The sequence below is a fragment of the Streptomyces africanus genome (genome assembly GCF_002150735.1).
GTDB classification, from domain to species: domain Bacteria; phylum Actinomycetota; class Actinomycetes; order Streptomycetales; family Streptomycetaceae; genus Streptomyces; species Streptomyces africanus.
The window spans coordinates 1-23,477 of record NZ_MUKA01000183.1; the positions used below are offsets into that span (position 1 = coordinate 1).

Consider the following 23,477-nt stretch of genomic DNA (forward strand, 5'->3'; position numbering starts at 1 on the left):
GCGGGTTTGAGGACGATGGTGCAGCCGGCGGCGAGGGCGGGGCCGATCTTGCGGGTGCCCATGGCCAGGGGGAAGTTCCACGGGGTGATCAGCAGGCAGGGGCCGACGGGCTGGCGGGTGACCAGGAGGCGGTTCCTGCCGTCCGGCGCGGTCATCATGCCGCCGTCGATACGGACGGCTTCCTCGGAGAACCAGCGGAAGAACTCGGCGGCGTAGGCGACTTCGGCACGCGCCTCCGCCAGGGGCTTGCCCATCTCCAGCGTCATCAGCAACGCGAGGTCCTCGGTACGCGCGATGATGATGTCGTAGGCGCGGCGCAAGATCTCGCTGCGCACGCGGGGCGGGGTGGCGGCCCAGCCGGCCTGCGCGGCGACCGCCGCCTCGACGGCACGCCGGCCGTCCGCGGGGGAGGCATCGGCGACCCGGCACAGTTCTTCACCGGTGGCCGGGTTGTCGACCGACAGCGTCCGGCCGGACTCCGCGTCCTGCCAACCGCCGCCGATGAACAGCTGCTTGGGAACATCCTGGACGACAGTCATCGTGGGTCTCCTTGTATCGGTAGAGGCGCTGCCGACCGGTCAGCGGATGCGGTCCAGCGTCTTGTAGTAGGCGCCCGCGAAGGGCAGGAACCAGGCGGTGCCGTTGTAGAGGGGGATGCGGGGCGGGGCCAGGTCACGGACCGGGCTGACCTCGGGGTGGCCGTCCATCACGTCGGCCATGACCTGCCCCATGTGCGTGGCCATCTGCACGCCGTGGCCCGCGTAGCCCATGGAGTAGTACACGCCGTCGTCGGTCTGCCCGGCGTGCACGATGCGGTCCATCGCGAAGCCGACCGAGCCGCCCCACACGTACTCGATCTTCGTCCGCGAGAGTTGGGGGAAGACCTCGCACATCTCACGGAACAGGACGGCTCCGCTCTTCTTGTCCGAGGTGGGATCGGACGGTGCGAAGCGGGCACGGCCGCCGAACAGCAGCCGGTTGTCCGGGGTGAGCCGGAAGTAGTGGCAGAGGTTGTTGGAGTCGACGATGAGGCGGGCCTTCGGGATGATGTCCCGGGCGAGCGCCTCGCCGAGCGGCTCGGTCACGATGATGAAGCTGCCCAGGCAGACCTGCTGGCGGCGCAGCCACGGGAAGTTCTCGTCGGTGTAGGCGTCGGTGGCCATCATGACCTGCCCGGCACGGATCACACCGCGCTCGGTGCTGACCTCGAACCGGCCGGCGGCGGTACGCCGCACGCCGATGGCCGCGTTGCGCTCGTGGATCTCGACACCGGTGCGCTCGCAGGCCTCGGCCATGCCGCGCACGAAGCGGCCGACGTGCAGTGCGGCGCTGAACGGGTCGAGCAGGCCACCGTGGTAGGCGTCGGACCCGATCTCGGAACGCAGCTCGGACGTGCCGATCAGCGAGGTCTCGTGCCCGAAGTACCGGGCCAGGTCGCGCTGTTGGGCCTTCTTGCTCTCGAAGTGCGCGGGGCGGGACGCGACGCCCAGGCGTCCGACGCGACGGAACTGACAGTCGATGGACTCCTCGTTCACGAGCCGCTCGACGGTGTCCACGGCCTCGCCGTAGGAGTTGTAGATCTCGCGGGCCCGCTCCAGTCCGTACCGGCGGATCGCCTGGCGAACGCCGATGGTGAAGCCCAGGTTCGCCATGCCGCCGTTGCGGGCGGAGGCGCCGGAGCCGATCTGGCCCTTCTCGACGAGGGTGACACGGGCGCCCTTGCGGGCGCTGTGCAGTGCGGTGGACAGACCGGTCAGGCCGGCGCCGACGACCACCAGGTCGGTGTCCTCGGTGAGTGGCTTGCCGGAGCGGTCGGGGAACGCCCCGGCGGTATCGATCCAGAACGGGATCGTCTTCATCTCGGGTCTCCTGCGGGGAAGTTCTCGGTGGGGTTCAGGTGAGGGGTTCGACGGGGAGCACGCCCTGCTGCTGGTTGCGGTGGCCGCCGAGTTTGCGGACGAGGGCGACCAGGGCGAGGGCCAGGACGGCCAGGGCGATGAGGACCGCGCTGACGGCGGTGACGGTCGGGTCGACGTCGAACTGCAGGGCGTTGAAGACGAGCACCGGCAGGGTGCGGGTGTCGGGTGTCGACATGAACTGGGCGATGAAGAACTCGTCGAAACTGGTGATGAAGGAGAACACCGCTGCCGCGATCAGGCCCGGGGTGGCCAGGGGGAAGGTGATGCGCCGGGCGATGGTCATCCGGCCGGCGCCCATGCCGGCGGCGGCGTCTTCGAGCCGTTCGTCAATGCCCTTCAGGGTGGAGATCATGATGAGGACGGCGATGGGTGCGGCCAGCACGGTGTGGCCGAGGGCGATGGCCAGGGGGCTGCCGAGCATGCCGACGGGTTCGAAGAACAGGAACAGGCCGAGCGCGATGACCACTTGAGGGATGAGCAGCGGGGCCAGGACCAGGCCGTAGACGGCCGCGTGCAGGGGCAGCCGGCCGCGGGCCAGGGCGGTGGCGGCGGTCACGCCCAGGATGAGGGAGAACACCGTGGTGAGCGTGGCGACGAGGCTGGACAGGGCGATGGAGGTGGCCCAGTCGCTGCCGGGTGCGGCCATCTGCTCGTACCAGCGGGCGCTGTACTCCTTGGGCGGGAAGGTGCCGATGCCGTCGGCGCCGAAGGAGGTGACCAGGATGATGACGATGGGCATGGCCAGGAAGAGCAGGATGGCGGTGGCGGTGATGCCGCGGCCGATGTGTCCGGCTCGGGTGGCGGGCAGTTCCATCATGAGCCGCTCCTTCGTGTGTGTGCCTTGGTGCGGCGGAGCTTGGCCAGGCCGAGCACGCCCAGGCCGGCGAAGGTGAGCAGGAGCAGGATCACGCCGAAGGCGGCGGCGGAGTTCCACTGGTCCTGCTTCATCACCTGCTGGTCGATGAGGGCCGCGACGACGGTCTGCTTGTCTCCGCCCATCAGGGCGGGGGTGATGTAGTAGCCCAGGCACAGGATGAAGCTGAGCAGCCCCGCGGTGCCGATCCCCGGCGCCACCAGCGGCAGGTAGATACGGCGGAAGATCGTCGAACGGGAGGCGCCGAAACCTGCCGCCGCGGCCAGGAGCCGACCGTCGACCCCCCGCATCACGCCCTGCAACACGAGGACGGTGTAGGGCAGCATCACCGACGTGGTGCCGATGACGACACCCGTCTCGTTGTACAGCAGCGAGTACGGCGCGCCGGGGGCGTGGATGGACGTCAGCAGCGTGTTGATCAGGCCGTGTTCGCCGAGCATGATGATCCACCCGTAGGTGCGCACCAGGGCACTGATGAAGTGCGGTACGACCACGATCAGCATGGCCAGCGCGGCGAAGACGGGCCGCATCCGGGCGATGGCGTGCGCCAGGACGAAGCCCACCAGCAGGCTGAGCACCGCGGTCTCCGCGGAGATCCTGAGCGTGGAGATCAGCACGGAGAGGTTCGCGCCGCTGAGGGCGTCGGTGTACCAGTGCAGCGTGAAGCCGCCGCTGTCGCCCTTGAGGCTGAGGGAGAGGACGCCGACGATCGGATAGACGAACAGGACGAGGAGGAACAGCGTCACGGGGACGGCGTTGACCAGCGCGATACGGGAGCGGTGCCCGCGTTTCGCGGACGTTTTCACACGCACCTTGCCGGGTGCGAGAGCGGTGCCGGCCACGGCTCAGCCCCCGTCCATCTCGTCGAAGACACTGACGTCCTCACGGGCGGCGGTCACACAGACCCGCTCGCCGGGGCGCGGCGGAGTGTGGGCGGTCTCGATCCGCAGCGGGGGCGTACCGGGGGCCGCACCGTCCAGACGGACGGTGATCCGGGTCAGCGAACCCACGTACACCGCTGTTTCGACCGTGCCGGAACAGCAGCCCTCCTCGACACCGACCAGCCGCAGCTTGCCCGGCCGCACCGCGGCCCGCACCCGCTGCCCGGGAACGCACGAGTGGGCGCGGGCCGTGAGCACACCGCCGGTGTCGAGGCGCACGCGGGTGCAGCCGTCCGCGGTCGGCTCCTCGACCTTTCCGTTGAGGAAGTTGGCGGCGCCGAGGAAGTCGGCGACGAAGGGGGTGCGGGGGCGTTCGAAGAGGCCGCGGGGGGTGTCGAACTGCTCGATACGGCCGTCCCTCATGATGGCGATGCGGTCCGACAGAACCAGCGCCTCCTCCTGATCGTGCGTCACGTAGACGACGGTCAGGCCGAGTTCGCGCTGGATGGACTTGATCTCGGTCTGCATCTGGTCGCGCAGCTTCTTGTCCAGCGCGCCCAGCGGTTCGTCCATCAGCACGATCGGCGGACGGTAGACCAGCACCCGGCACAGCGCGACACGCTGCTGCTGACCGCCGGACAGCTCACGCGGCTTGCGGCCGGCGAACCTCGCCAGCCCGGCCGCCTCCAGCGTCTGACCCACCCGGCGGCGGATCTCCGCCTTCGGCACTCCCCGCAGTTGCAGGGGGAAGGCGACGTTCTCCGTCACGGTCATGTGCGGGAAGAGCAGGTACTGCTGGAAGACGAAACCGAAGTCGCGTTTGCCGGGGTTGAGTTTGGTGATGTCCCGGCCGTCGACGCTGACGGTGCCGGAGTCGGGCTCGGTGAACCCGGCCAGCATCATCAGCGTGGTGGTCTTGCCCGACCCCGACGAGCCGAGGAAGGTGACGAACTCACCCGCCGCGATCTCCATGTCCACGCCGTCGACCACGGTCGTCCCGCTGTAGGACTTCCGCAGCCCCGTCACCGACAGGGACTTGCCGGTCAGCGAGGTGGACTCCGGGGCCAGGGCCGCGGCGAGAAGCTTGGTGCGCTCAGGCATCGGCCCACTCCTGCCAGCGCTTGGTGACCGCCTCCAGGTTCTTGTCCCACCAGGCCACGTCGGTGTCGAACCCGGTCTTCAGGTTCTGGGGCGAGGTCGGCAGCGTGGCCAGGACATCGTCCGAGAGCAGCTTGGTGGCGGCAGGGACGACCGGGCCCTGCGGGAAGAGCTTGGCGAACGCGGCCTGCACCTCGGGACGCAGGGAGAAGTCGATCAGCTTGTAGGCCGCGTCCGTGTTGTCCGCGCCCTTCGGGATGCCCCAGCCGTTGCTGAGTCGCCGGGCGCCGTTCCACTGGTAGGCGACCGGCTGCCCCTGCTTGATGAGCTCGTCCGCGCGGCCGCTCCACAGGCTGGTCGCGACGACTTCCTTGCGGCCCAGCAGCACCGCCGGAAGGGCGCCGGTGTTCCAGAACTTCTTCACGTCTCCGCGGATCCGCGACATCGAGGCGAACGCCCGGTCCAGGTCGAGCGGGTACAGCTTGTCCAGCGGCACCCCGTCGGCCAGCAGCGCGAACTCCAGCTCCGGGTAGTCCGCGTCAGCGCTCTGCAACGAGCGCGGACCGGCGAAGGAGTGGGTGTTCCAGAAGTCGGCCCAGCTCTTCGGCGCGCGCTTCAGACTGTCCGTGCGGTAGGCCATCAGACTCGCCCAGACGTTCTTGCCGACCGCGTGTTCCGGCAGCTGGTTCTCCGCGATCCCGGCGCCCTTGACGTTCTTCAGCCGGTCGTGGTCCACCGGGTCCAGACAGTCCAGGCGGGCCATCTTCTGGAAGATCAGCAGGGTGTTGTCCATCAGGTCGACCTGCGGACGGCCCTGCTTGACCTGGGCGATGATCTGCGCGGACTGGTAGTTGACCGTGGTGACCGTGATGCCGGTCTCCTTGGCGAACGGCTCGTAGATCGCCTTGGTGAGAGCGTCGTTGTAGGCGCCACCACTGTTGCTGACGACGAGTCGCTTCTTGCCTCCGCCGCTGGACGAGCCACGGCTTTCGCCGGAGCCCATGAGAGTGCCGCATCCGGTCAGTGCCGAGGCAGCGGCCAGCGCGCCTGCGGTGCGGAGTACGGTTCTGCGTCCTATCCGGTTGCCTTCCATGGCAAAGCTCCTGGAGATCGCTGGGGGTACGGGGAATCCGTGATTGCGGGGACGTGCGAGTCCCGCACGGAGGGGTGGGGAGTTCAGATGCCGAGCAGCGTGTTGAGCTCGTCCAGGGACTTCACCGGCACGTAGTCGTAGCCGTGGGTCACGGGGTCGTAGCCGCGGTCCAGCAGGATGAGGTTGCGGAAGCCCATGTCGTGCATCGGCATCAGGTCGTAGCGGGTGTGGGAGGAGACGTGCACGAAGTCCTCGGGGGACGCGTCGAGCTGGTCGAGCATGTACTCGAACGCGGCGTAGCGGGGCTTGTAGTAGCCGGCCTGCTCCGCGGTGAAGACCGCGTGGAAGTCAGCGCCGAGCCGGGGCACGCTCTCCTCCAGGAAGGAGTCGTCGGCGTTGGACAGGATCACGAGCTTGTAGTTCTGGCCCATCTTCTTCAGGGGTTCCGGCACGTCGGCGTGCGGGCCCCAGCTGCGGACGCCGTCGGCGAACCGCTTGCCCGCGTCCGGGGCCGCCTTCAGGCCCCACTTGCGGCAGACCCGCTCGAAGGAGTCCTGCAGCACCTGCTCGTAGGCGTAGTACTCGCCGCGGACCTGGTCGTAGCGATAGCCGCGGAACTCCCGGACGAACTGGTCCCAGTGCTCGGCGGGGACCTGGTCGCCGACGAGCTCCCGCGTGATGGGCGTGATCGGGTAGTCGATCAACGTGCCGTAGCAGTCAAACGAGACGTACTTCGGCCGGAACGAGGGTTCGCTCATGGAAGTGCTCTCTCATGCTCGGGGAACTGAAGATGCTCCAGTCCTGGTTTTTCAGGTTTTTTCGGGCACGCCTGGGACAGGCTTGCCGGAGCTTGGGGGGGCCGGGGAGGTTGCCCGGCTTCAGGCGGCGCCGACTCCGGCAGGTGCGAGGAAGCCGATGGGGTGTTCAGTGCTGCCGTCGAGTGCCAGGTCGGCGGCGATCTCGCCCATGGCGGGCGAGAGCTTGAAGCCGCTGCCGGAGAAGCCGGCCATGACGACGATGTCGTCCTCGCCGGGGAGATGCCCGACGAGCGGGTTTCCGGACGCCGTGTAGCCCTCCATGTAGACCGACAGCCTGATGGGGTCGGGGTTCAGATCGGGCATCAGCTCGCCGATGAGCTCGTGGAAGGTGGCGAGTTCCTCCGGGCGGACCGTGCGGTCGAGTCGTTCGGGGTCGGGTACCGGCAGATAGCGGGCGAAGGAGAGACCGAGCTTGACGGAGATGCCGTCGGGTGACGGGAGTCCGTAGCAGTCGTGGGGGGTGCTGCGCACGAAGGCGGGGGCGCCGCCCGCGAACCAGTCGTGGCGTGTGGGCAGGTGCCAGGAGCTGATCAGCCGGCGGACGTCGACGCTGCGCGGCAGGTCCGGGAGCAGGGTGTTGATCCAGGGGCCCACGGTCACCACCGCGGTGTCGACGTGGTCCGTGCCGTGGTCGGTGACGATGTGCACGCCGCCGCCCGCCGCGGGGGCGATCTCCCGCACCGGGGTGTAGCGGTGCAGCCGGGCGCCCAGTTGTTCGGCGCGGGCGGCGGCGGCCTGGACCGATGCCTCGGGCCTGATGATGGCGCCCTCACGGTCGAGGACGGCGGTGTGCCCGTCCGGGAGGCGGTGCTGCGGGTAGCGGCGGGCGAGTTCCTCCCGGTCCAGTACCTCATGGTCCAGCTCGTGGGTGGTGCTGGCGGAGCGGAGGAGGCGCATGGGCGGCGAGTCGGTTTCGCCCATCACCAGGCATCCGCTGCGGCGGCGCAGCGAGAACCCGGTTTCGCGCTGGAGCCGGTCCCACATCCGGTCGGCGAGCCGCAGCAGCGGAATGTAGCCGGGTTCACCGAGGTGCACGGCGCGGAAGATACGGCTCTCGCCCCCGGCCGCACCGCGGTCGTGACCCGGCGCGTACCGGTCGTAGCCGATGACCTCGGCTCCGCGGGCGGCGAGGCGCCACATGGCCTGGCTGCCCATGGTGCCGGCACCGATCACGGCGACGCGCTTCGGGATGCGCATGAGGTCGCTCCTTTCGCCGAGGGCCTTGGGGGCAGTCGTGTCCCAGCGCGGTGCGAACACTGAGCGGCTGCTTCCGGTCCGTGCTCCGCTGGGGATGGCGTAACTTTCGACCCGGGCGAATGCCCAGGTCAACCCACACTGTGTTCCGCCTTGGGGCCTTCTCGAGACGGTCTGTCACGGCGACGGGCAAGCTTCGGAAAGTGCCCTCTCTCCTCTTGCCAGGGCGAGTGGCCGGTGCGAAGGTGACCCCCGATCCCCCGGACGAAAGCCCGCCTATGCCGCCCAGACGTCCCGCAACGGGGCACTTCCCGACCATCGCGGAGGTTCTGCGACTGCCCGTGCTGGCCGAAGGGATGCCCCGCGTCCTCGCCGGTGAGTCACAGCTGAACCGCGCGGTGCGCTGGGTGCATGTCACCGAGCTGCTCAACCCCGCCGACTTCCTCGAGGGCGGCGAGCTGGTGCTCACGACCGGCATGCCCTACCCCGAGGACGCCTCCGACCTGCGCGGATACGTCGACCAGCTCGCCGATGTCGGCGCGGCCGGCCTGATCGTGGAGCTCGGCTACCGGTACCGGAAGGTGCCCGACGAGCTGGTGGCGGCCTGCCGTGCCCGGGACGTGCCGCTGGTCGAGCTGGCCCGCGGCGTCCGGTTCATCGACGTCACGCAGACGGTGCACGCGCTCATCCTCGACGCCCAGGGGGCGCTGCTGCGCCGCGGGCGGGACGTCCAGGACATCTTCACCGCCCTGACGCTGCGGGGCGCGGATCCCGAGGAACTGGTGCACACCACCGCGGAGCTCACCGGGGCCTCCGTGGTGCTGGAGGACCTCACCCACCGGGTCCTGATGTGCGAACTGCTCGGCCGGCCGTACGAGCCGGTGGTGTCGGCCTGGTCCCGGCGCTCCCGGGCCGCCCCGACCCTGGAGAAGATCGCGCCGAGCGGTCCGGAGGGGTGGCTGATCGCGCCCGTGCAGGACCACCACGGGCTGTGGGGGCGGCTGGTCCTGCTGGAGGGCCGGCTGAACGCGGAGCCCGACCCGGAACACGTCCTGGTCCTGGAACGTGCGGCGGTCGCCCTGACCATGGCGCGCCTGGCCGGGCCGGCCTGGTGGGAGCGCCGGGCGCACCGCTCCGTGCTGCGTGACCTGTACGAACGCCGTTTCCGCTCCCCCGCGGACGCCCGCGCCCGCGCCGAGGCACTGGGGCTGCCGGCCTTCGGGCACCGCCTCTTCGCCGTGGTCGTCCGCCACGCGCACACCGGCCCCGACGAGCACCTCGACGAACGCATGGCGAAGGCGCTGGCGCAGACCGGTATCCGCGCCCTGGTCGGGGAGACGGCCCCGGGGCGGATCGGTGTGCTCCTCGCGTTGGCGCAGGCCAGCGCCTGGCAGCCGGTCGCCGAGCGGATCGGCCGTCTCGCCCGCGAGGAACTCGGACCGGAGGCCGTGGTGGCCGTCGGCCCCGGCGTGACCGACCTCTCGGGGATCGCCCGGTCGTGGCAGGAGGCCGAGCAGACGGCCGAGGCGATCACGCCCGCCTCGGCCGACCGCTGGTTCTACGTCCCCGCCGACGTCGGACTCCCCGAACTCCTGGGCATCCTGCGCAAGGACACCCGCCTGCAGCGGTACGCGGAACGGCAGTTGACCCGTCTCATCGAGCACGACGACCGCAACGGCGGTGACCTGCTGCCCGCCCTGCGTGCGTATCTGACGGCAGCCGGGAACAAGTCGGTCGCGGCCAAGCAGGCCGGCATGTCCCGGCAGGCGTACTACCAGCGCCTCCACACCATCGAACGACTCCTCGGCTGCGATCTGGAGTCGGGCCTGGAGTGCACGTCCCTGCACGTCGCGGTGCTCGTGCTGGACGCCCAGGGCGCGGCCCCGCCCGGCGCCTGACGCGGCCAGGTGTCGCGCAGGGCCTGATCGACCTGACCGAGTGAGCTGATCAGACGCCCTTTAGCCGTCAGGGCCCAGCGGCGCGAGGGAACACCGTGCGACCGCGATCGGTGGACTCTTCCGGCTCCTGCCGCCCACGCCCGACGGTCTCGACCCCGTCCTCGGGGCCGGCCGTCGGGCCGTCCCGCGATGGTCCGAGCTGATCGACGCGTCGGACGCCCTCCGCCGTGCGCAGTCCGCCGTCGGGCCCTTTCTCGGATCGCCGGACATGACCACTTGCCATCGACCGAGGACACCCTTATGGTCGTACGAACGTAAGACATACGGTCGTAATTCAAATCAGGGAGCTCGTGATGGCGACAACTCAGCCGGTGGCGCTCGTGACAGGTGCCTCCTCGGGAATCGGCAAGGAAACGGCACGTGCCCTGGCCGCGGCGGGTTTCGAGGTGATCGGAACCGGCCGCAAGACCTCCGGGCTCACCCCGCCCGCCGGTGTGACGTACGTGGATCTCGACGTGGCCAGCGACGACTCGGCCACCGCCGCGGTCGAAGAGGTGATCGCCCGGTTCGGGCGCATCGACGTCCTGGTCAACAACGCAGGCATCGGCTCGGCGGGCGCCGTCGAGGAGAACTCCGTCACCCAGGCCCAGAAGATCCTGAACGTCAACGCCCTCGGCATCATCCGCATGACGAAGGCCGTCCTGCCGCACATGCGCGCCCAGGGCGGCGGGCGCGTCATCAACGTCTCGTCCGTTCTCGGCGTCGCTCCCCAGCCCTTCATGGCCCTCTACGTCGCGTCGAAGCACGCCGTCGAGGGCTACTCCGAGTCGCTGGACCACGAGGTCCGCGAGCACGGCGTCCGGGTCCTCCTCGTCCAGCCCGCCTACACCAAGACCAGCTTCGACACCAACGCCACGCAGCCCGACACCCCGCTGCCCCTCTACGCGGAGCGACGGCGCGTCTTCGACGAGGTGATGGCACAGGCGATGAAGGACGGCGACGACCCCGCCGTCGTCGCCAAGGTGATCGTCACCGCGGCCACCGACAAGAAGCCGAAGCTGCGCTACACCGCCGGCCCGCTGGCCTCACGTGTCACCACGGCGCGCCGCCTCGTCCCCGCCGGAACGTTCGACAAGCAGATCCGCAAGAACAACCGCATGCCCGTCTGACCGATGTCTCCGAAGGTCCATCGCTCCGTCACTCGTCGATCCACCGAGGAGAGTCATGCCGCAGCAACGTCAGCGAACGGCCCGGCACAGTGCATTCAGCGCGAGACGTCTCATGAGGAAGAACGCCGGAATCGCACTGGCGGTCACCGCGACGGCGGCCGTCCTGGGGGCGGCGCCGTCCGCGTCGGCACAGACGGGACAGTCGTACAGCAGATCCCTGGTCACCGACGTACGGACCGCGGCGACGTTCGACTACGCCGCCGGCGAGATCCCCGAGAACATCACCGTCAACCCCGACGGCTCGGTGACCCTGTCCCTGCTCGGCAGTTGCGCGGTGTGCCGGCGCACGCATGGGCCGCAGCTGATGCGCATAGACGCGTCCGGGCACCGCACCGTGTTCGTCACCGGGAAGGTGGGTGAGGCGATCAGCGGCAACACCCGTGGTGATGACGGCACCGTCTACTACAGCGTGTGGGCCCCGGGGAACGCGGACCGGAACGGCGTGTACGCGCTGGGTCCGGACGGTACACCTCAGCGCATCGCCGCTCTGCCCGCCGACTCGGGCCCCAATGGGCTGGCCATCGACTCGGCCGGACGCACCCTCTACATCGCGGACAGCCTGAAGGGCATCATCTGGTCCGTCCCGGTCTCGGGCGGATCGGCGACCCCGTGGCTGACCGACGCCGCTCTCGCGCCGGTACCGACCGAGGCCCTGCCGATCGGTGCCAACGGGCTCAGGTTCCACAACGGCGCTCTGTGGGTCAGCAACTTCAACAAGGGAACGCTGCTGCGGGTACCGGTCACCGGCACCGGCGCGGCCGGTCCCCTCCGCCTCGTCGCGGGCGGCCTGCCCAACATCGACGATCTCAGCTTCCTGACCCCCTGGTCCGATGTGGTGTTCGCGGCACAGAACGGCTCCTCCTCGCAGAACGGTCCGGACAGGGTCGTGGTGATCTACCCGAACGGCACCTACAAGCCCGTCCTGACCAGCAAGGACGGCCTCGCCTCGCCCTCCGCGACCGCGGTCCGCGGCGACCGGCTGTACATCACCGACGGCGGTGTCCCCGAGCCCCACGACCCGAAACTGCAGACCGCGAGGATCAACTTCCCGGCTCTCCTTGCCGACGCGGCACACCGGATTTAAAGTATGATCATAATTCCATAGTCGACTGCATGAGGAACCGCCATGGAACTCTCCGCCAGCACCGCTCTCGTCACCGGAGCCAACCGGGGCTTCGGCCGGGCACTCGCCGCCGAGCTGCTCGGCCGCGGCGCCACCGTCTACGCCGGCGCCCGCAACCCCGACCAGGTCGACCTGCCCGGCGCCAAGCCGATCGCGCTGGACATCACCGACCCCGCCTCCGTCGCGGCCGCCGCCCGGGCCACCGGCGATGTGACCCTCCTGATCAACAACGCGGGATCCTCCACCGGCGCCGACCTGCTCACCGCCGACCTGGACGACATCCGCCTGGAGATGGACACCCACTTCTTCGGCACCCTCTCGGTGGCCCGTGCCTTCGCGCCCCAGATCGCGGCGGGCGGCGGCGGGGCGATCCTGAACGTCCTGTCCGCCCTGTCCTGGTTCACCTTCCCCGAGGCCGGCGCCTACTGCGCCGCCAAGTCCGCGCAGTGGTCGCTCACCAACGCCCTGCGCCTGCAACTCGCCGACCAGGGCATCCGGGTGGCCGGCCTGCACGTCGGCTACATGGACACCGACATGGTCCGGGCCGTCGACGCGGCCAAGTCAGACCCGGCCGACGTCGCCCGGAGCGCCGTCGACGGCATCGCCGCCGACGCCTACGAGATCCTCGCCGACAACGCCGCCCGCCAGGCGCAGGCCGCCCTGGCCGGAGGCGTCTCCACGCTCTACCCGCAGCTTCCCTGAGGGCCGACCGCCCAGGAATCCGCGCCGAGCCCGGTGCATGCCGATGCTCGCTGTCGCACGCCATGCCGTCCCCCGCCGGCATCCACGTCCATTGATCCGTCGTGAAGTACGTCTGCCAGGGAACGCCATGAAACAGCACCGCAGGCAACCGGCTCGGGGCGGCAGCGCCGTCTGGGCCGTGGCCATCACCAGCATGGCCGGATTCATCGCCGCGCTCGACAACCTGATCGTCACCACCGCCCTCCCCTCCATCCGCGAGGACCTCGGCGGCGGCCTCGAGGACCTCGAATGGACAGTGAGCGCCTACACCCTCACCTTCGCGGTCCTGCTCATGTTCGGCGCGTCGCTCGGTGACCGCTTCGGCCGCCGAAGACTGTTCGCCATCGGGCTCGGCATCTTCACCGCGGCCTCGGCCTCGGCCGCGCTCGCACCGGGGATGGGTGAACTGATCGCCGCGCGTGCGGCGCAGGGCGTCGGGGCCGCGATCGTGACGCCGCTGACGCTCACCCTGCTGTCGGCCGCCGTCCCCGCCGAACGGCGCGGAACGGCCTTCGGCATCTGGGGCGCGGCCAGCGGCATCGCCGTCGCCACCGGACCGCTCATCGGCGGCACACTCACCGAGCACCTCTCCTGGCAGTGGATCTTCTGGGTGAACGTCCCGCTCGGCCTGGCGCTGATCCCGCTCGCCCTGCTGCGGCTGGACGAGAGTCACGGCCCGAACCCGAGCCTCGACCTCGTCGGCACGGTTCTGGCCAGCGGCGGTCTGTTCGGCATCGTGTACGGCCTGGTGCGCGGCAACGCCGACGGCTGGACCAGCACGCCGGTACTGGGCGGCTTCTTCGCGGGTACGGCGCTGCTCGTCGGCTTCGTCTTCTACGAACTGCGCGCCAAGCACCCGATGCTGCCGATGCGCCTGTTCCGCCACCGTTCCTTCAGCGCCCTCAACGCCGCCAGCCTGCTGATGTTGCTGGGCATGTTCGGGTCGATCTTCCTGCTCAGCCAGTACCTGCAGATCGTCGGCGGCTACTCGCCGATGGAAGCCGGCGTGCGGATGCTGCCCTGGACCGCCATGCCCATGATCGCGGGGCCGCTGGCCGGGGCAGTGTCCGACCGCATCGGCGGCGCTCCCGTCGTCACGGTGGGCATGGCCCTGAACGCGGTGGGCCTCGGTCTCTGGGCACTCGCGGTCGAACCGGAGGTGTCGTACACCTCTCTGCTGCCGGCGCTGATCGTCTGCGGAATCGGCATGGGGATGTTCTTCGCTCCCAGCGCGAACCTCGTCATGAGTACCGTCCGCCCGGAGGAGCAGGGCATCGCCTCCGGCGCCAACAACGCGATCCGAGAGGTCGGCGGGGCCATCGGCGTCGCTTCGCTGGCGGCGGTCTTCTCCGCCCAGGGCGGCTACGGGTCGGCCTCACTGTTCGTGGACGGGCTGGTCCCGGCGCTCTGGGCCGGGGCAGGTGCGGTCGCCCTGGCCGCGGCCCTGGCCTTGCTGATGACCGGACAGCGCAAGGCCGACGGCCCGACTGCCGGCCTTGTCGCCGCAGGAGGTAATCCGGCCGGCGCCACGGCCGCGACCTGAAGCCCGACCCGAGAGGCGGCGCCCACCCGGCTGAGGGGGCGCCGCCTCCGTCACTGTTGCGTGGTTCAGCTCACTCGGGCGACCTCATACGAAAGGCCGGCCCGGGGACGCTCTCGATGTCGTTCGCTTCCACCGGGTGGTCTCGTTCGCAGCGGATCCGGACGTCGACCCGCGCGCCGCACTCACGGTGTCGCGCCAGTACCGCCGGCCCCTCCGGGTCGGCGCGGTAACGGTCACCCCACTGCAGCAGCCCCATGACGGCCGGCACGAGGTCCATGCCCTTGGAGGTGATCACATATTTGGGCCGACTCCGCGAACCGGGCTCCTTGTACGTCTCGGTCGCCAGGATCCCTTCCTCCACCAGCATCCGGAGCCGCGTCGCGAGGAGGTTGCGAGGACAGCCGAGGACGCGTTCGAAATCGCTGAAGCGGGACGAGCCGTACCAGACCTCGCGCAGGATGAGGATCGTCCACTTCTCGCCCACGATCTCAAGAGTGCGCGCGATCGAGCAGTTGGACGTGTCCCGGTCGAGTCGGGGGTCCATGCCGGTGTCTTGAAGAACTTCCGTCCACGCGTCCATGGGAGCGATACTAACCGCGTTTCGGTTTACTTTTCGATACCCAGCCCCCCGGGGATCCACTACCGCTCAAGGAAGTCGAGGGCTTCCGCCACGAACCGCTCGTGGAACTGGAAGATGCCTCCGTGACCGGCGTCGGGATAGACGACCAGGTCGGCGTTCGGCAGTCGCCGAGCCAGCTCGAAGGAGTTCTTCGTCGGCACCATCCTGTCGCTCTCGCCGTTGGCGACGAGCACGGGCTGACGGATGACCGAGAGGTCCTGGGGCTGCGCGAGCCCCCAGCGGTGGATGGCCTTGAGCTGGGAGAAGTACGACGGGAGGGAGATGGCCTTGTCCCGGTCGTGGGTGCGCTCCTTGAGACGGGCCAGGAACTGCTTTCCGGCTCGGCGCCCGTTCGCGGTGCGGGTGAAGAAGAGGAACTGCTTCGGGTCCTGGAGGGTGAACAGGGCCCGGACGGTGTCGAGATGGGACAGTCGGGTCACGTTCTTGATGCCCTCGCCTCCCGCGGGGCCGGTGCCCGTGAGGATCAGCTTGCGGACGAGTTGCGGTTCGTCCTGCGCGATCACCTGGGCGATCATGCCGCCCATCGAGAAGCCGTGGATGTCGACCCGCTTGAGCCCGAGCGCCCGGATGAAGGTGACGGCATCCTTCGCCATCTCCTCGATGGTCTTCGGTGTCGAGCCGCTGGAAGCACCGACACCTCTGTTGTCGAAGGTGATGACGCGATGCCTGGCGGCGATGCCGTCGACGACCCGGGGGTCCCAGTTGTCGAGGACCGCGGCAAGGTGGGTGATGAAGACCACCGGGACGCCGGCATTCGGGCCGAGGTCGCGGTAGGCGAAGGTCACTCCCCCGGCGGTGAGGGTGCGGGTGGGCGCCTTCTTGTACGACGTCGCCACGTCGCCTCGTGCTCCTTGTGCGTCGTTCATGGCCGTGCCCTTCTGCATGAGGGTTCCGGACTGCGACTGCGGTCCGGTCGGTCGACGGCAGAAGGCCCGTAGGAGTCGGAACCGCGTTCGATCGAGTCCCTCAGCATCACGCCGACCTTTAAAGTATGTTCATAATTCAATGCATTCCGCAAGAGATACGCCCCGGAGGCCCTCAGAACATCGTGCTGTCGTTGGCGGAGGTCTCCCGCACGTCCTGCACGGCATCCCCGTGCTCGACGATCTTTCCGCCCTCGGCACCCCGCTTCGGCGCCACGCTCAGCTGCGTGAATCGCTCGAAGTACGCGCCACTCCGGCGTTCACGCCTGCCATGCCGCCGGGGAAGTTCGGGTTGCGCTGGTGGTACTCGGGGCCACCACGGTCAGCGATGGTCTTGCCGATGGTGCGGCCGGTCTCGCCCAGGGGCGCGGGCCTTGGCGGCCTCGGCGAGCGGGAAGGTCGCCCCGACGTGGGCGCGCAGGGCGCCGGTCTCGACGAGGGAGGTAGCCGTCAGACTCGCTGGTCGGCGTCCAGCAGAGCGAGGGCGTTGTTCACCCCCTGCTCGAGGAGCGCATCAGCGAGTTGACGGTCCGTCAAGGCGCGGGCGAGCTGCAGTGTTCCGGCCAACAGGCCGAGGAGGCCGAGCGCCTTCACTCGCGCGGAGGACGGGGCCTCGGGCGCCATGCGAGAGGCGATGCCGTCGATGAGGACCAGGACGCCGTCGGTGTACGCCTGCCTGGTCGTGTCGGTGCAGCGCCCGATCTCGTCGAGCAGAGCGGCGTTGGGGCAGCCGTCGCCGAGGTTGTCGCGGTGCTGGGGCGACAGGTATCCCCGCACGATCTGCTCGATGCCGGCACGGCCAGGTGCGGCCTGCGCGACGACATTCTCCGCCTGCACCTTCAGCTGATCGGCGATTGCCGTGGTGACGAGGTCGTCTTTGGATTCGAAGTGAGCGTAGAAGGCCCCATTGGTCAGCCCCGCGTCCTTCATGAGCGTCGAGACTCCGGAGCCGTCGATACCGTCTCGCTTGAACCGGCGACCCGCCGTCTCGATGATCCGCCGCCTCGTCTCCGCCTTGTGCTCTTTTCCGTACCGCACCACAGCACACGCTCCTCGCCGGCCGGAAGGACCGGTTGCCCGTCACCGACTTCGCCAGTCTATGGTATGGCGAACGTAATCCAAATCGTCGTCCCGGCTGTACGCCCCCACGGGCCGAGGGCGCCGCCCGCGGAGTCACACCCGAGGGGCCGGCACCGGGAAGAGCATGCAGCTGCTGGTGGCGTGGGCGAGGAGACGGCCCTTCGCATCGACCAACTGGGCCTGGGCGAGGGCGGTTTGGCGCCCCTTGTTCACGACCGTGCCGATGGCGCGCACCGGACCCGTGTCCACGGTGATCGGCCGCAGGAACTTCACGGTCAGGTCGAGCGAGGTGTACGCCACGCCCTGCGGAAGGGTGGTCTGGACGGCGCAGCCCGCCGCCGAGTCGAGCAGGGTGGCGAAGACGCCGCCGTGGACGCTGCCGATCGGGTTGTAGTGCTCCTCCCCCGGCGTCAGAGAGAAGACCGCCCTGCCGGGCTCCACCTCGTCCAGGGTGAAGTCGACGGTGCTGCTGATCGGCGCCCTCGGCAGCCGTCCCGCCTGCACCTCGCGCAGGAAGTCGATGCCGGGCATGCGTCCGGCGGCCTCCGCCGAGATCGCGGGATCGTCCCAGTGATACGTACGCGTTCGCCCCACGGCCCAGCGCCCTTCCCTCTGACGGTCAGCTGACTTTTCCAGGTGAAGCTAGGCTTTACTTCAGCTGACTGTCAATGGCGAAGCCAGTCCCCTTACGATGGCGGGATGGAGTGGCTTGAGGCGAGCACGGAGAACTGCCCCGTCCAGCGCACGCTCGACGTGATCGGGGAGAAATGGACCCTGCTGATCCTGCGTGACGCCGTCAACGGAGTCCGCCGCTTCGACGACTTCCACCGCCACATCGGCCTGTCGGAAGCCGTCCTCAGCGACCGCCTCCGCAAGCTGACCTCGGCCGGCATCCTGAAGACCGTCCCCTACCGGGAGCCCGGCAGCCGCTCCCGCAACGAATACCGCCTGACCCGCAAGGGCTGGGACCTGTGGCCCGTTCTGATGGCACTGACCCAGTGGGGCGAGACATACGCCCTCGGCTCCGAAGGCCCTGTACTGGACGTACGCCACACCGAGTGCGACGCCCCGGTCCGCGTCGTCGTCGAGTGCTCCGCGGAGCACTCCACCCTCACTCCGCGGGACGTCACCGCCCGGCTGGGAGCAGGCGCCCGCCCCCGCTCGTGAGCCCTGGCCCGCCGGACCGGGACGAGGTCGCGTGCGTCGCGGACCTGCGCGCTGCCGCAGGCCCTGCCGGCATCCGTCCGCCGTCCCGATCCGGCAGGCTCGCGACTGTTGTGACTGCCGCGCCCGTACCGCCCGGTCAGATCTTGGCCTTCTCCCGGACCCAGGCGCCGATCCGTGCGATGGCGGCGTCGGTCTCCGGAATCCGGCCGGCGCCGTAGACGTACGAGTGCTGGCCTCCGGGGACCACGACGGTCGTCGTGTCGATTCCGGCGTCCTTGACGCGGGCGGCGAACTCCTCGTCCTCGCCGGCCAGGACCTCGTACGTGCCCCAGGAGACGAGGGTCGGGGGCAGACCGCTCAGGTCCGCCCGGTTCAGGTTGATCCGGGTGTCCGTGAACTCGATACCCGTGCCGCCGATCCAGGACTCCCGGAAGAACTCCAGCAGTTCCCTGCTGAGAATCTTGTCCGTCTGGGCGTTGGCCGCGATGGTCTCGTTGGCGATCTCGAGGTCGCACCAGGGGGAGATCGACACGATGGCGCCGGGCAGCGGCTGCTTCTTGTCACGGAGGCGCAGCGCCAGGGCGACGGCGATGAACCCGCCGATCGAGTGGCCGATCGTGACGATGTTTCCCGGCTCGTACCCTTCGGAGAGCAGCCAGTTGAAGGCCGCCTCCGCGTCGTCCACCTGAGCCGGGTACTTGTGTTCCGGCGCTCGCCGGAAGTCCAGCACCAGGACGGGCGCCCCTGCGGCCTTGGCGATGTGGCCGGCGAGCTTTCGGTCGACGTGTGCCGAGGCCAGTACGGAGCCCCCGGCGTGAGTGTGCAGAAGGACGTGGTCGGTGGTGGCGTCGAGGGGCTCGCACCAGATTCCCAGCACGCCACCCGCGTCCACCTCCCGGTAGGTGACGCCCTCCGGCTCCCGGGCTGCGAGATGGACCTGCTCCGCCCGGATGCGCGCGGCCTCCAGCTCGGACGGGGGATTCGCCCCCGTGGCCAGCCATTCCGCGAACTCGATCGCTTCCGGGCTCAGTTCAACAGCAGCGTGCTCGGACATCTGGTACCTCCATGGGGCCGTGTGGCATACCGGCCCGCCAGGACCGGTATGGCGGGGTTGGTCAGGCGGTGAGGGTGGGGTAGTCGGTGTAACCGGCCTCGCCGCCGCCGTAGAAGGTGGCGGGGTCGGGGGTGTTCAGCGGCGCGCCGGTGCGTACGCGCTCGACCAGGTCGGGGTTGGCGAGGGCCATCACGCCGACGGTGACGATGTCGGCCAGGCCGTCCTCGATGTCCTTCGCGCGGGTGACGATGTCGGTGCCGGCCCGGTTGAGGACCAAGGTGTTCGGCCACAGCTTGCGCAGGGTGTGCAGGAGTTCGTCGTCGCCGCCGTGGCCGATGTGCAGGTAGGCGAGGTCGAGCGGGGCGAGGGCGCGCACGAGTGCCGGGTACAGCTCGTGGGTGTCGCTCTCCGCGATGTCGTTGAACGGGTTGCCGGGAGAGATCCGGAAGCCGGTGCGGCCGGCGCCGATCTCCTCGGCCACGGCGGTGGCGACCTCGACGGCGAAGCGGATGCGGTTGTCGAGGGAGCCGCCGTAGCGATCGGTGCGCTGGTTGGTATTGGCGGCGAGGAACTGGTGCACGAGGTAGCCGTTGGCGCCGTGGATCTCGACGCCGTCGGCGCCGGCCGCGATGGCGGCGGCCGCGGCGCGCCGGTAGTCGTCGACCGTCGCGGCGACCTCCTCGGTGGCCAGTTCGCGCGGGACCGGCATCCGCTGGGGGCCGGACGGGGTGAACATCTCGCCTGCCGGCTGGACCGGGGACGGGGCGACCGGTTGCCGGTGGTGGGGGGTGTTGTCGGGGTGGGACATCCGTCCGACGTGCATGAGCTGGATGACGATGCGTCCGTCGGCGCCGTGCACGGCATCGGTGACCTTGCGCCAGCCGGCGATGTGCTCCTCGGAGTAGATGCCGGGGGTGAGCAGGTAGCCCTGTCCGTCGGCGTTGGGCTGGGTGCCCTCGGTGATGATGAGGGCGTGCGAGGCGCGCTGGGCGTAGTACTCGGCGTTCAGCTCGGTGGGGACGCCTTCCGGGGTGGACCGGTCGCGCGTCATGGGGGCCATCGCAAGCCGGTGCGGCAGGGCGATCTCCCCGGCGACGATCGGGTTCCACAGGGCGTTCAGCATGGATGTGTCCTCGGATAAGGGGTCAGAGAGAGGGGCGGCGGGATGCCTGTCCCGCGGATGACGCAGAAGTGGCGAGCGGCCGGGCAGACCAGTAGCCGTCCACCGTGGGGGCCGAAGCTCGACCTCGCTTTAGATTACGATAGGTATCTAAAGTTGTTCCGTCAACGGCCGGGGTGAGCACACAGGCACGGCATACGGCCGGTCGCCCGGCACCTCGCATTACGATAGATGCGCTTCACTATCTATCGCGGGCAGGTGACTGATGAGTCGCGTTTCACAGGCGCAAGCACTCGAGAACCGCAGGCGCGCGGTCGCCGCGGCCTCCCAGCTCTTCCGGGAGCGCGGAGTGAACGGCATCAGCGTCGCCGATCTGATGAAGTCCATCGGGCTGACCACGGGCGGCTTCTACAAGCAGTTCCCCTCCAAGGAGGCCCTGATCGCCGAGGCGGCTCAAGCCGCCTTCGGGGATCTCGACCTCCTCCTGGCGGAGTTCGACGCGGCCCACGGCGATCACGACACCGCACGCGACGCCCTCGTCGACTTCTACCTGTCGGCCGAGCACCGCGACCAGCCCGGCACCGGTTGCCCCACGGCCGGATTCGCAGGGGACATGGCGCGCGAGACCACCGCTGAAGAGGTCCGCGAAACGTACGCGGCCGGAGTCGAGGAATTCGCCGCGTGGCTGTCCACCGACGCCGACGACGGCCTTCCGATCGTGGCCACCCTGGTCGGCGCGATCCTGCTGGCCCGGGCCACGGCGGGCACAGAGCTGTCGGAGAGGATCCTGGAGTCGACCCGCAAGGCCACCATGAGGCACCCCTGACCACACCTGAGTTTACTTTCCTACACTCAGGCGATAGCGTCGCGGACAAGGCGTCAACCCGGCCGCACGCGAGAAACGGGCGCGCAGGGGGACCTGCGCGAAGAATCGGATCGACCACCGGAACCCCCACGCACAGAGAGGCGGTCGGCGTGAAGGCATTCGTCGTCGAGAAGTACGGCAAGGACGGCGCGCGCGCCGCAGAGGTGCCCGAGCCCACGGTTGGAGACCGCGACGTCCTGGTCAGAGTGAGCGCCGCCGGCGTCAACCCGCTGGACAAGATGGTCCGCAACGGGGAGTTCAAGCTGCTCCTGAAGTACAAGCTTCCGTTCGTGCTCGGCCACGACGTGGCCGGGGTCGTGACGCGGGTCGGCTCCGCCGTACGCGGCTTCGAGGTCGGCGACGAGGTCTACGCCCGGCCACGCGACCTGCGGATCGGAAGCTTCGCGGAGTTCATCGCGATCGACATGGACGATGTCGCGCCCAAGCCCGCCACCCTCACCCTGCGTGAGGCGGCCGCGGTGCCGCTGGTGGCCCTGGCCGCCTGGCAGGTTCTCGTCGACCGGGCCCACGTTCAGCCGGGCCAGAAGGTGCTCATCCACGCCGGTGCCGGTGGCCTCGGGTCGACGGTCATCCAGCTCGCCAAGCACCTCGGCGCCACGGTGGCGACGACCGCGAACACCGACTCCGAGAAGTTGGTCCGGAGCCTCGGCGCCGACATCGTCGTCGACTACACCAGGGAGGACTTCTCACAGGTGCTGTCCGGATACGACCTGGTGCTGGACTCCCTGGGCGGCGCGAACCTGGAGAAGTCGCTGACCGTGCTGAAGCCCGGCGGCCTGGCCATCAGTGTCGTCGGCCCGCCGGACGCAGGTTTCGCCAAGCAGGTCGGCGCCCCGTCCTTCATGGGCCTGATCATGAACACGCTCAGCCGCAAGGTGCGCAAGCAGGCGAAGGCACTGGGCGTGCGCTACGAGTTCTTCTTCATGCGGGCCAACGGCTCCCAGCTGCGCGAGCTCGGCGCCCTCTACGACAGCGGGCAGCTCCGCCCGGTCATCGACAGCACCTTCCCGTTCGACCGGACGCTCGAAGCGATGGCGCACGTCGAGCAGGGCCGCACGAGGGCCGGCAAGGTCGTCGTCTCGATGGTGCCCGACGACGACAACGACTGAGAGTGTGCCGGTCACAGACCCTCCGTGCGGCACGGTCAGCGGAGGGGCGAGGCACTCTGCCAGTCGGGAGCGCGGTCCTTGTCGACCAGGGCCGCACGGACGCCCTCCAGGAAGTCCGGCGTGCGGATGGTCGTGCGCGTGAGGGCGAGTTCGGCGGCGAGGCACTCGCGCAGCGTGCGCTGCCTGCCCCGGGCCAGCAGGGCGTGAGTGATCTCCAGGCTCTGCGGCGAGGCGGACTCCAGGGCGGCCAAGGCGGATGCGGCCCAGGGGGTGTCCAGACGGCGCAGGCGTTTCTCGATCTCACCCAGGTCCGGCGCGCCGAACGCCCAGTCCACGTCTCCGCGTACCTCCGCCAGCCCGCTCTGCGCCACCGGGGACCGGCCGGCGAGACGGTTCAGGACCACGTCCACCGGGTCACCGGGGTGGTCGGCCAGGGCGTGCCCGACCGCGTCGAGCCGGTCCGCGGGGACGAAGTGCGTGGCCAGCCCCGTGTACAGGGCGTCGGCCGCGTCGAGCCGGTGCCCCGTCAGCCCCAGGTACATACCGATCGCGCCGGGCAGCCTCGGCAGAAAGTAGCCGGCCCCGATGTCCGGGAAGAACCCGATCCCGGTCTCGGGCATCGCCAGGACCGCGCGCTCGGTGACGACGCGGAAGCTGCCGTGGACGGACAGACCGAGACCGCCGCCCATGCACACGCCGTCGATGAGCGACACGACCGGCACGGGATACTCGGCGATCCGGGCGTTGAGCCGGTACTCCGTGGCGAAGAACCGCTCACTGGCCTCGGCATCCCCGGCGAGGCTGTGCTCGCGGATCGTGCGGATGTCCCCGCCGGCGCAGAACGCCTTCGCGCTGGTACTGGCGAGCACCACGGCGGACAGCGGGGTGTGCTCCCACTCGACGAGCACCCGGTCGATGGCGGCGACCATGCCTGTCGTCAGGGCGTTGAGCGCCTTGGGCCGGTTCAGGAGGATGCGGCCTACGCCCCGGTGGACGTCGGTGAGGATCTCGGCCGCAGCGGTGTCAGTCATGGGTCTTCATCTCGTTTCCGCGCGGGGTGGGCACCTCAAGATCCTGACACAGGGCT

Annotated in this window: 23 protein-coding genes; 8 read left to right on the plus strand and 15 right to left on the minus strand. The window is 69.5% G+C overall.

All coding sequences use genetic code 11. From position 1 onward, the window contains the following. From CCL05_RS22025 to solA, 8 genes are all read right to left on the minus strand, one after another. The coding region (locus CCL05_RS22025; protein WP_143589926.1) for an aldehyde dehydrogenase family protein at nt 1–539 on the minus strand (539 nt) is incomplete at its 3' end. Between the two features lie 39 nt (nt 540–578). Continuing rightward, nucleotides 579–1,859: an NAD(P)/FAD-dependent oxidoreductase gene (locus CCL05_RS22030; protein WP_086562203.1), complete on the minus strand. Its 1,281-nt coding sequence runs from the start codon at nt 1,857–1,859 to the stop codon at nt 579–581. Between the two features lie 34 nt (nt 1,860–1,893). Continuing rightward, nucleotides 1,894–2,736, minus strand: coding sequence for an ABC transporter permease (locus CCL05_RS22035; protein WP_244204351.1), 843 nt, complete (start codon nt 2,734–2,736; stop codon nt 1,894–1,896). Continuing rightward, nucleotides 2,733–3,599 (minus strand): ABC transporter permease, encoded by an 867-nt coding sequence (locus CCL05_RS22040; protein WP_244204352.1) that lies wholly within the window; start codon nt 3,597–3,599, stop codon nt 2,733–2,735. The genes CCL05_RS22035 and CCL05_RS22040 overlap by 4 nt, the downstream gene beginning before the upstream one ends. Before the next feature lie 39 nt (nt 3,600–3,638). Beyond that, entirely contained in the window at nt 3,639–4,775 is a 1,137-nt protein-coding gene (locus tag CCL05_RS22045) for an ABC transporter ATP-binding protein (RefSeq protein WP_086562206.1), read from the minus strand. Next, nucleotides 4,768–5,865 carry an ABC transporter substrate-binding protein gene (locus tag CCL05_RS22050; RefSeq protein ID WP_167409593.1) on the minus strand — a complete coding sequence of 366 codons (1,098 nt, stop codon included), beginning with the start codon at nt 5,863–5,865 and terminating at the stop codon, nt 4,768–4,770. Before CCL05_RS22050 ends, CCL05_RS22045 begins: the two co-directional genes overlap by 8 nt. An 83-nt stretch (nt 5,866–5,948) precedes the next feature. Next, nucleotides 5,949–6,623: a haloacid dehalogenase type II gene (locus tag CCL05_RS22055; RefSeq protein WP_086562207.1), complete on the minus strand. Its 675-nt coding sequence runs from the start codon at nt 6,621–6,623 to the stop codon at nt 5,949–5,951. A gap of 120 nt (nt 6,624–6,743) precedes the next feature. Then, nucleotides 6,744–7,880: an N-methyl-L-tryptophan oxidase gene (gene solA, locus CCL05_RS22060; protein ID WP_086562208.1), complete on the minus strand. Its 1,137-nt coding sequence runs from the start codon at nt 7,878–7,880 to the stop codon at nt 6,744–6,746. A 275-nt stretch (nt 7,881–8,155) separates the two neighbouring features. Between solA and CCL05_RS22065 the strand changes: the two genes are divergently transcribed. The 5 genes from CCL05_RS22065 to CCL05_RS22085 all read left to right on the plus strand — a co-directional run bounded on the left by CCL05_RS22065 (nt 8,156) and on the right by CCL05_RS22085 (nt 14,411). Beyond that, nucleotides 8,156–9,775: a PucR family transcriptional regulator gene (locus CCL05_RS22065; RefSeq protein WP_086562209.1), complete on the plus strand. Its 1,620-nt coding sequence runs from the start codon at nt 8,156–8,158 to the stop codon at nt 9,773–9,775. A gap of 353 nt (nt 9,776–10,128) precedes the next feature. Continuing rightward, nucleotides 10,129–10,944: an oxidoreductase gene (locus tag CCL05_RS22070; protein ID WP_086562210.1), complete on the plus strand. Its 816-nt coding sequence runs from the start codon at nt 10,129–10,131 to the stop codon at nt 10,942–10,944. 112 nt (nt 10,945–11,056) lie between these two features. Then, complete coding sequence (locus CCL05_RS22075) at nt 11,057–12,088, plus strand: SMP-30/gluconolactonase/LRE family protein (RefSeq protein WP_086562211.1); 1,032 nt, start codon at nt 11,057–11,059, stop codon at nt 12,086–12,088. A gap of 42 nt (nt 12,089–12,130) precedes the next feature. Next, on the plus strand, nt 12,131–12,829 hold the full coding sequence (locus tag CCL05_RS22080; RefSeq protein ID WP_086562212.1) for an SDR family oxidoreductase: 699 nt from the start codon (nt 12,131–12,133) through the stop codon (nt 12,827–12,829). Nucleotides 12,830–12,956: 127 nt separating this feature from the next. After that, entirely contained in the window at nt 12,957–14,411 is a 1,455-nt protein-coding gene (locus CCL05_RS22085; protein WP_086562213.1) for a DHA2 family efflux MFS transporter permease subunit, read from the plus strand. A gap of 70 nt (nt 14,412–14,481) precedes the next feature. On the opposite strand, the gene CCL05_RS22090 is transcribed toward CCL05_RS22085, so the two are convergent. From CCL05_RS22090 to CCL05_RS22105, 4 genes are all read right to left on the minus strand, one after another. Next, entirely contained in the window at nt 14,482–14,955 is a 474-nt protein-coding gene (locus tag CCL05_RS22090) for a winged helix-turn-helix transcriptional regulator (protein ID WP_086562214.1), read from the minus strand. Nucleotides 14,956–15,050: 95 nt separating this feature from the next. Next, a complete protein-coding gene (locus tag CCL05_RS22095) occupies nt 15,051–15,917 on the minus strand; it encodes an alpha/beta fold hydrolase (RefSeq protein ID WP_086562232.1) in 867 nt (288 codons plus the stop codon). A gap of 507 nt (nt 15,918–16,424) precedes the next feature. Beyond that, a complete protein-coding gene (locus tag CCL05_RS22100) occupies nt 16,425–17,015 on the minus strand; it encodes a TetR/AcrR family transcriptional regulator (RefSeq protein ID WP_086562215.1) in 591 nt (196 codons plus the stop codon). A gap of 132 nt (nt 17,016–17,147) precedes the next feature. Further along, entirely contained in the window at nt 17,148–17,648 is a 501-nt protein-coding gene (locus CCL05_RS22105; RefSeq protein ID WP_086562216.1) for a PaaI family thioesterase, read from the minus strand. Nucleotides 17,649–17,753: 105 nt separating this feature from the next. Between CCL05_RS22105 and CCL05_RS22110 the strand changes: the two genes are divergently transcribed. Further along, nucleotides 17,754–18,221, plus strand: coding sequence for a winged helix-turn-helix transcriptional regulator (locus CCL05_RS22110; RefSeq protein ID WP_086562217.1), 468 nt, complete (start codon nt 17,754–17,756; stop codon nt 18,219–18,221). A gap of 136 nt (nt 18,222–18,357) precedes the next feature. On the opposite strand, the gene CCL05_RS22115 is transcribed toward CCL05_RS22110, so the two are convergent. Both CCL05_RS22115 and CCL05_RS22120 read right to left on the minus strand, forming a co-directional pair. Then, nucleotides 18,358–19,275 carry an alpha/beta hydrolase gene (locus CCL05_RS22115; RefSeq protein ID WP_086562218.1) on the minus strand — a complete coding sequence of 306 codons (918 nt, stop codon included), beginning with the start codon at nt 19,273–19,275 and terminating at the stop codon, nt 18,358–18,360. Between the two features lie 61 nt (nt 19,276–19,336). Beyond that, a complete protein-coding gene (locus tag CCL05_RS22120; protein WP_086562219.1) occupies nt 19,337–20,398 on the minus strand; it encodes an alkene reductase in 1,062 nt (353 codons plus the stop codon). Nucleotides 20,399–20,660: 262 nt separating this feature from the next. Here CCL05_RS22120 and CCL05_RS22125 point away from each other — a divergent pair, with 262 nt between their 5' ends. Further along, entirely contained in the window at nt 20,661–21,221 is a 561-nt protein-coding gene (locus tag CCL05_RS22125; protein ID WP_086562220.1) for a TetR/AcrR family transcriptional regulator, read from the plus strand. Between the two features lie 149 nt (nt 21,222–21,370). Beyond that, the gene (locus tag CCL05_RS22130) at nt 21,371–22,390 is read left to right on the plus strand and encodes an NADP-dependent oxidoreductase (protein ID WP_086562221.1); all 1,020 of its coding nucleotides are present in this window, start codon (nt 21,371–21,373) and stop codon (nt 22,388–22,390) included. Between the two features lie 35 nt (nt 22,391–22,425). Here the strand turns inward: CCL05_RS22130 and CCL05_RS22135 are convergent, their stop codons facing one another. Further along, entirely contained in the window at nt 22,426–23,421 is a 996-nt protein-coding gene (locus CCL05_RS22135) for an enoyl-CoA hydratase/isomerase family protein (protein ID WP_086562222.1), read from the minus strand. Between the last annotated feature and the right edge of the window lie 56 nt (nt 23,422–23,477).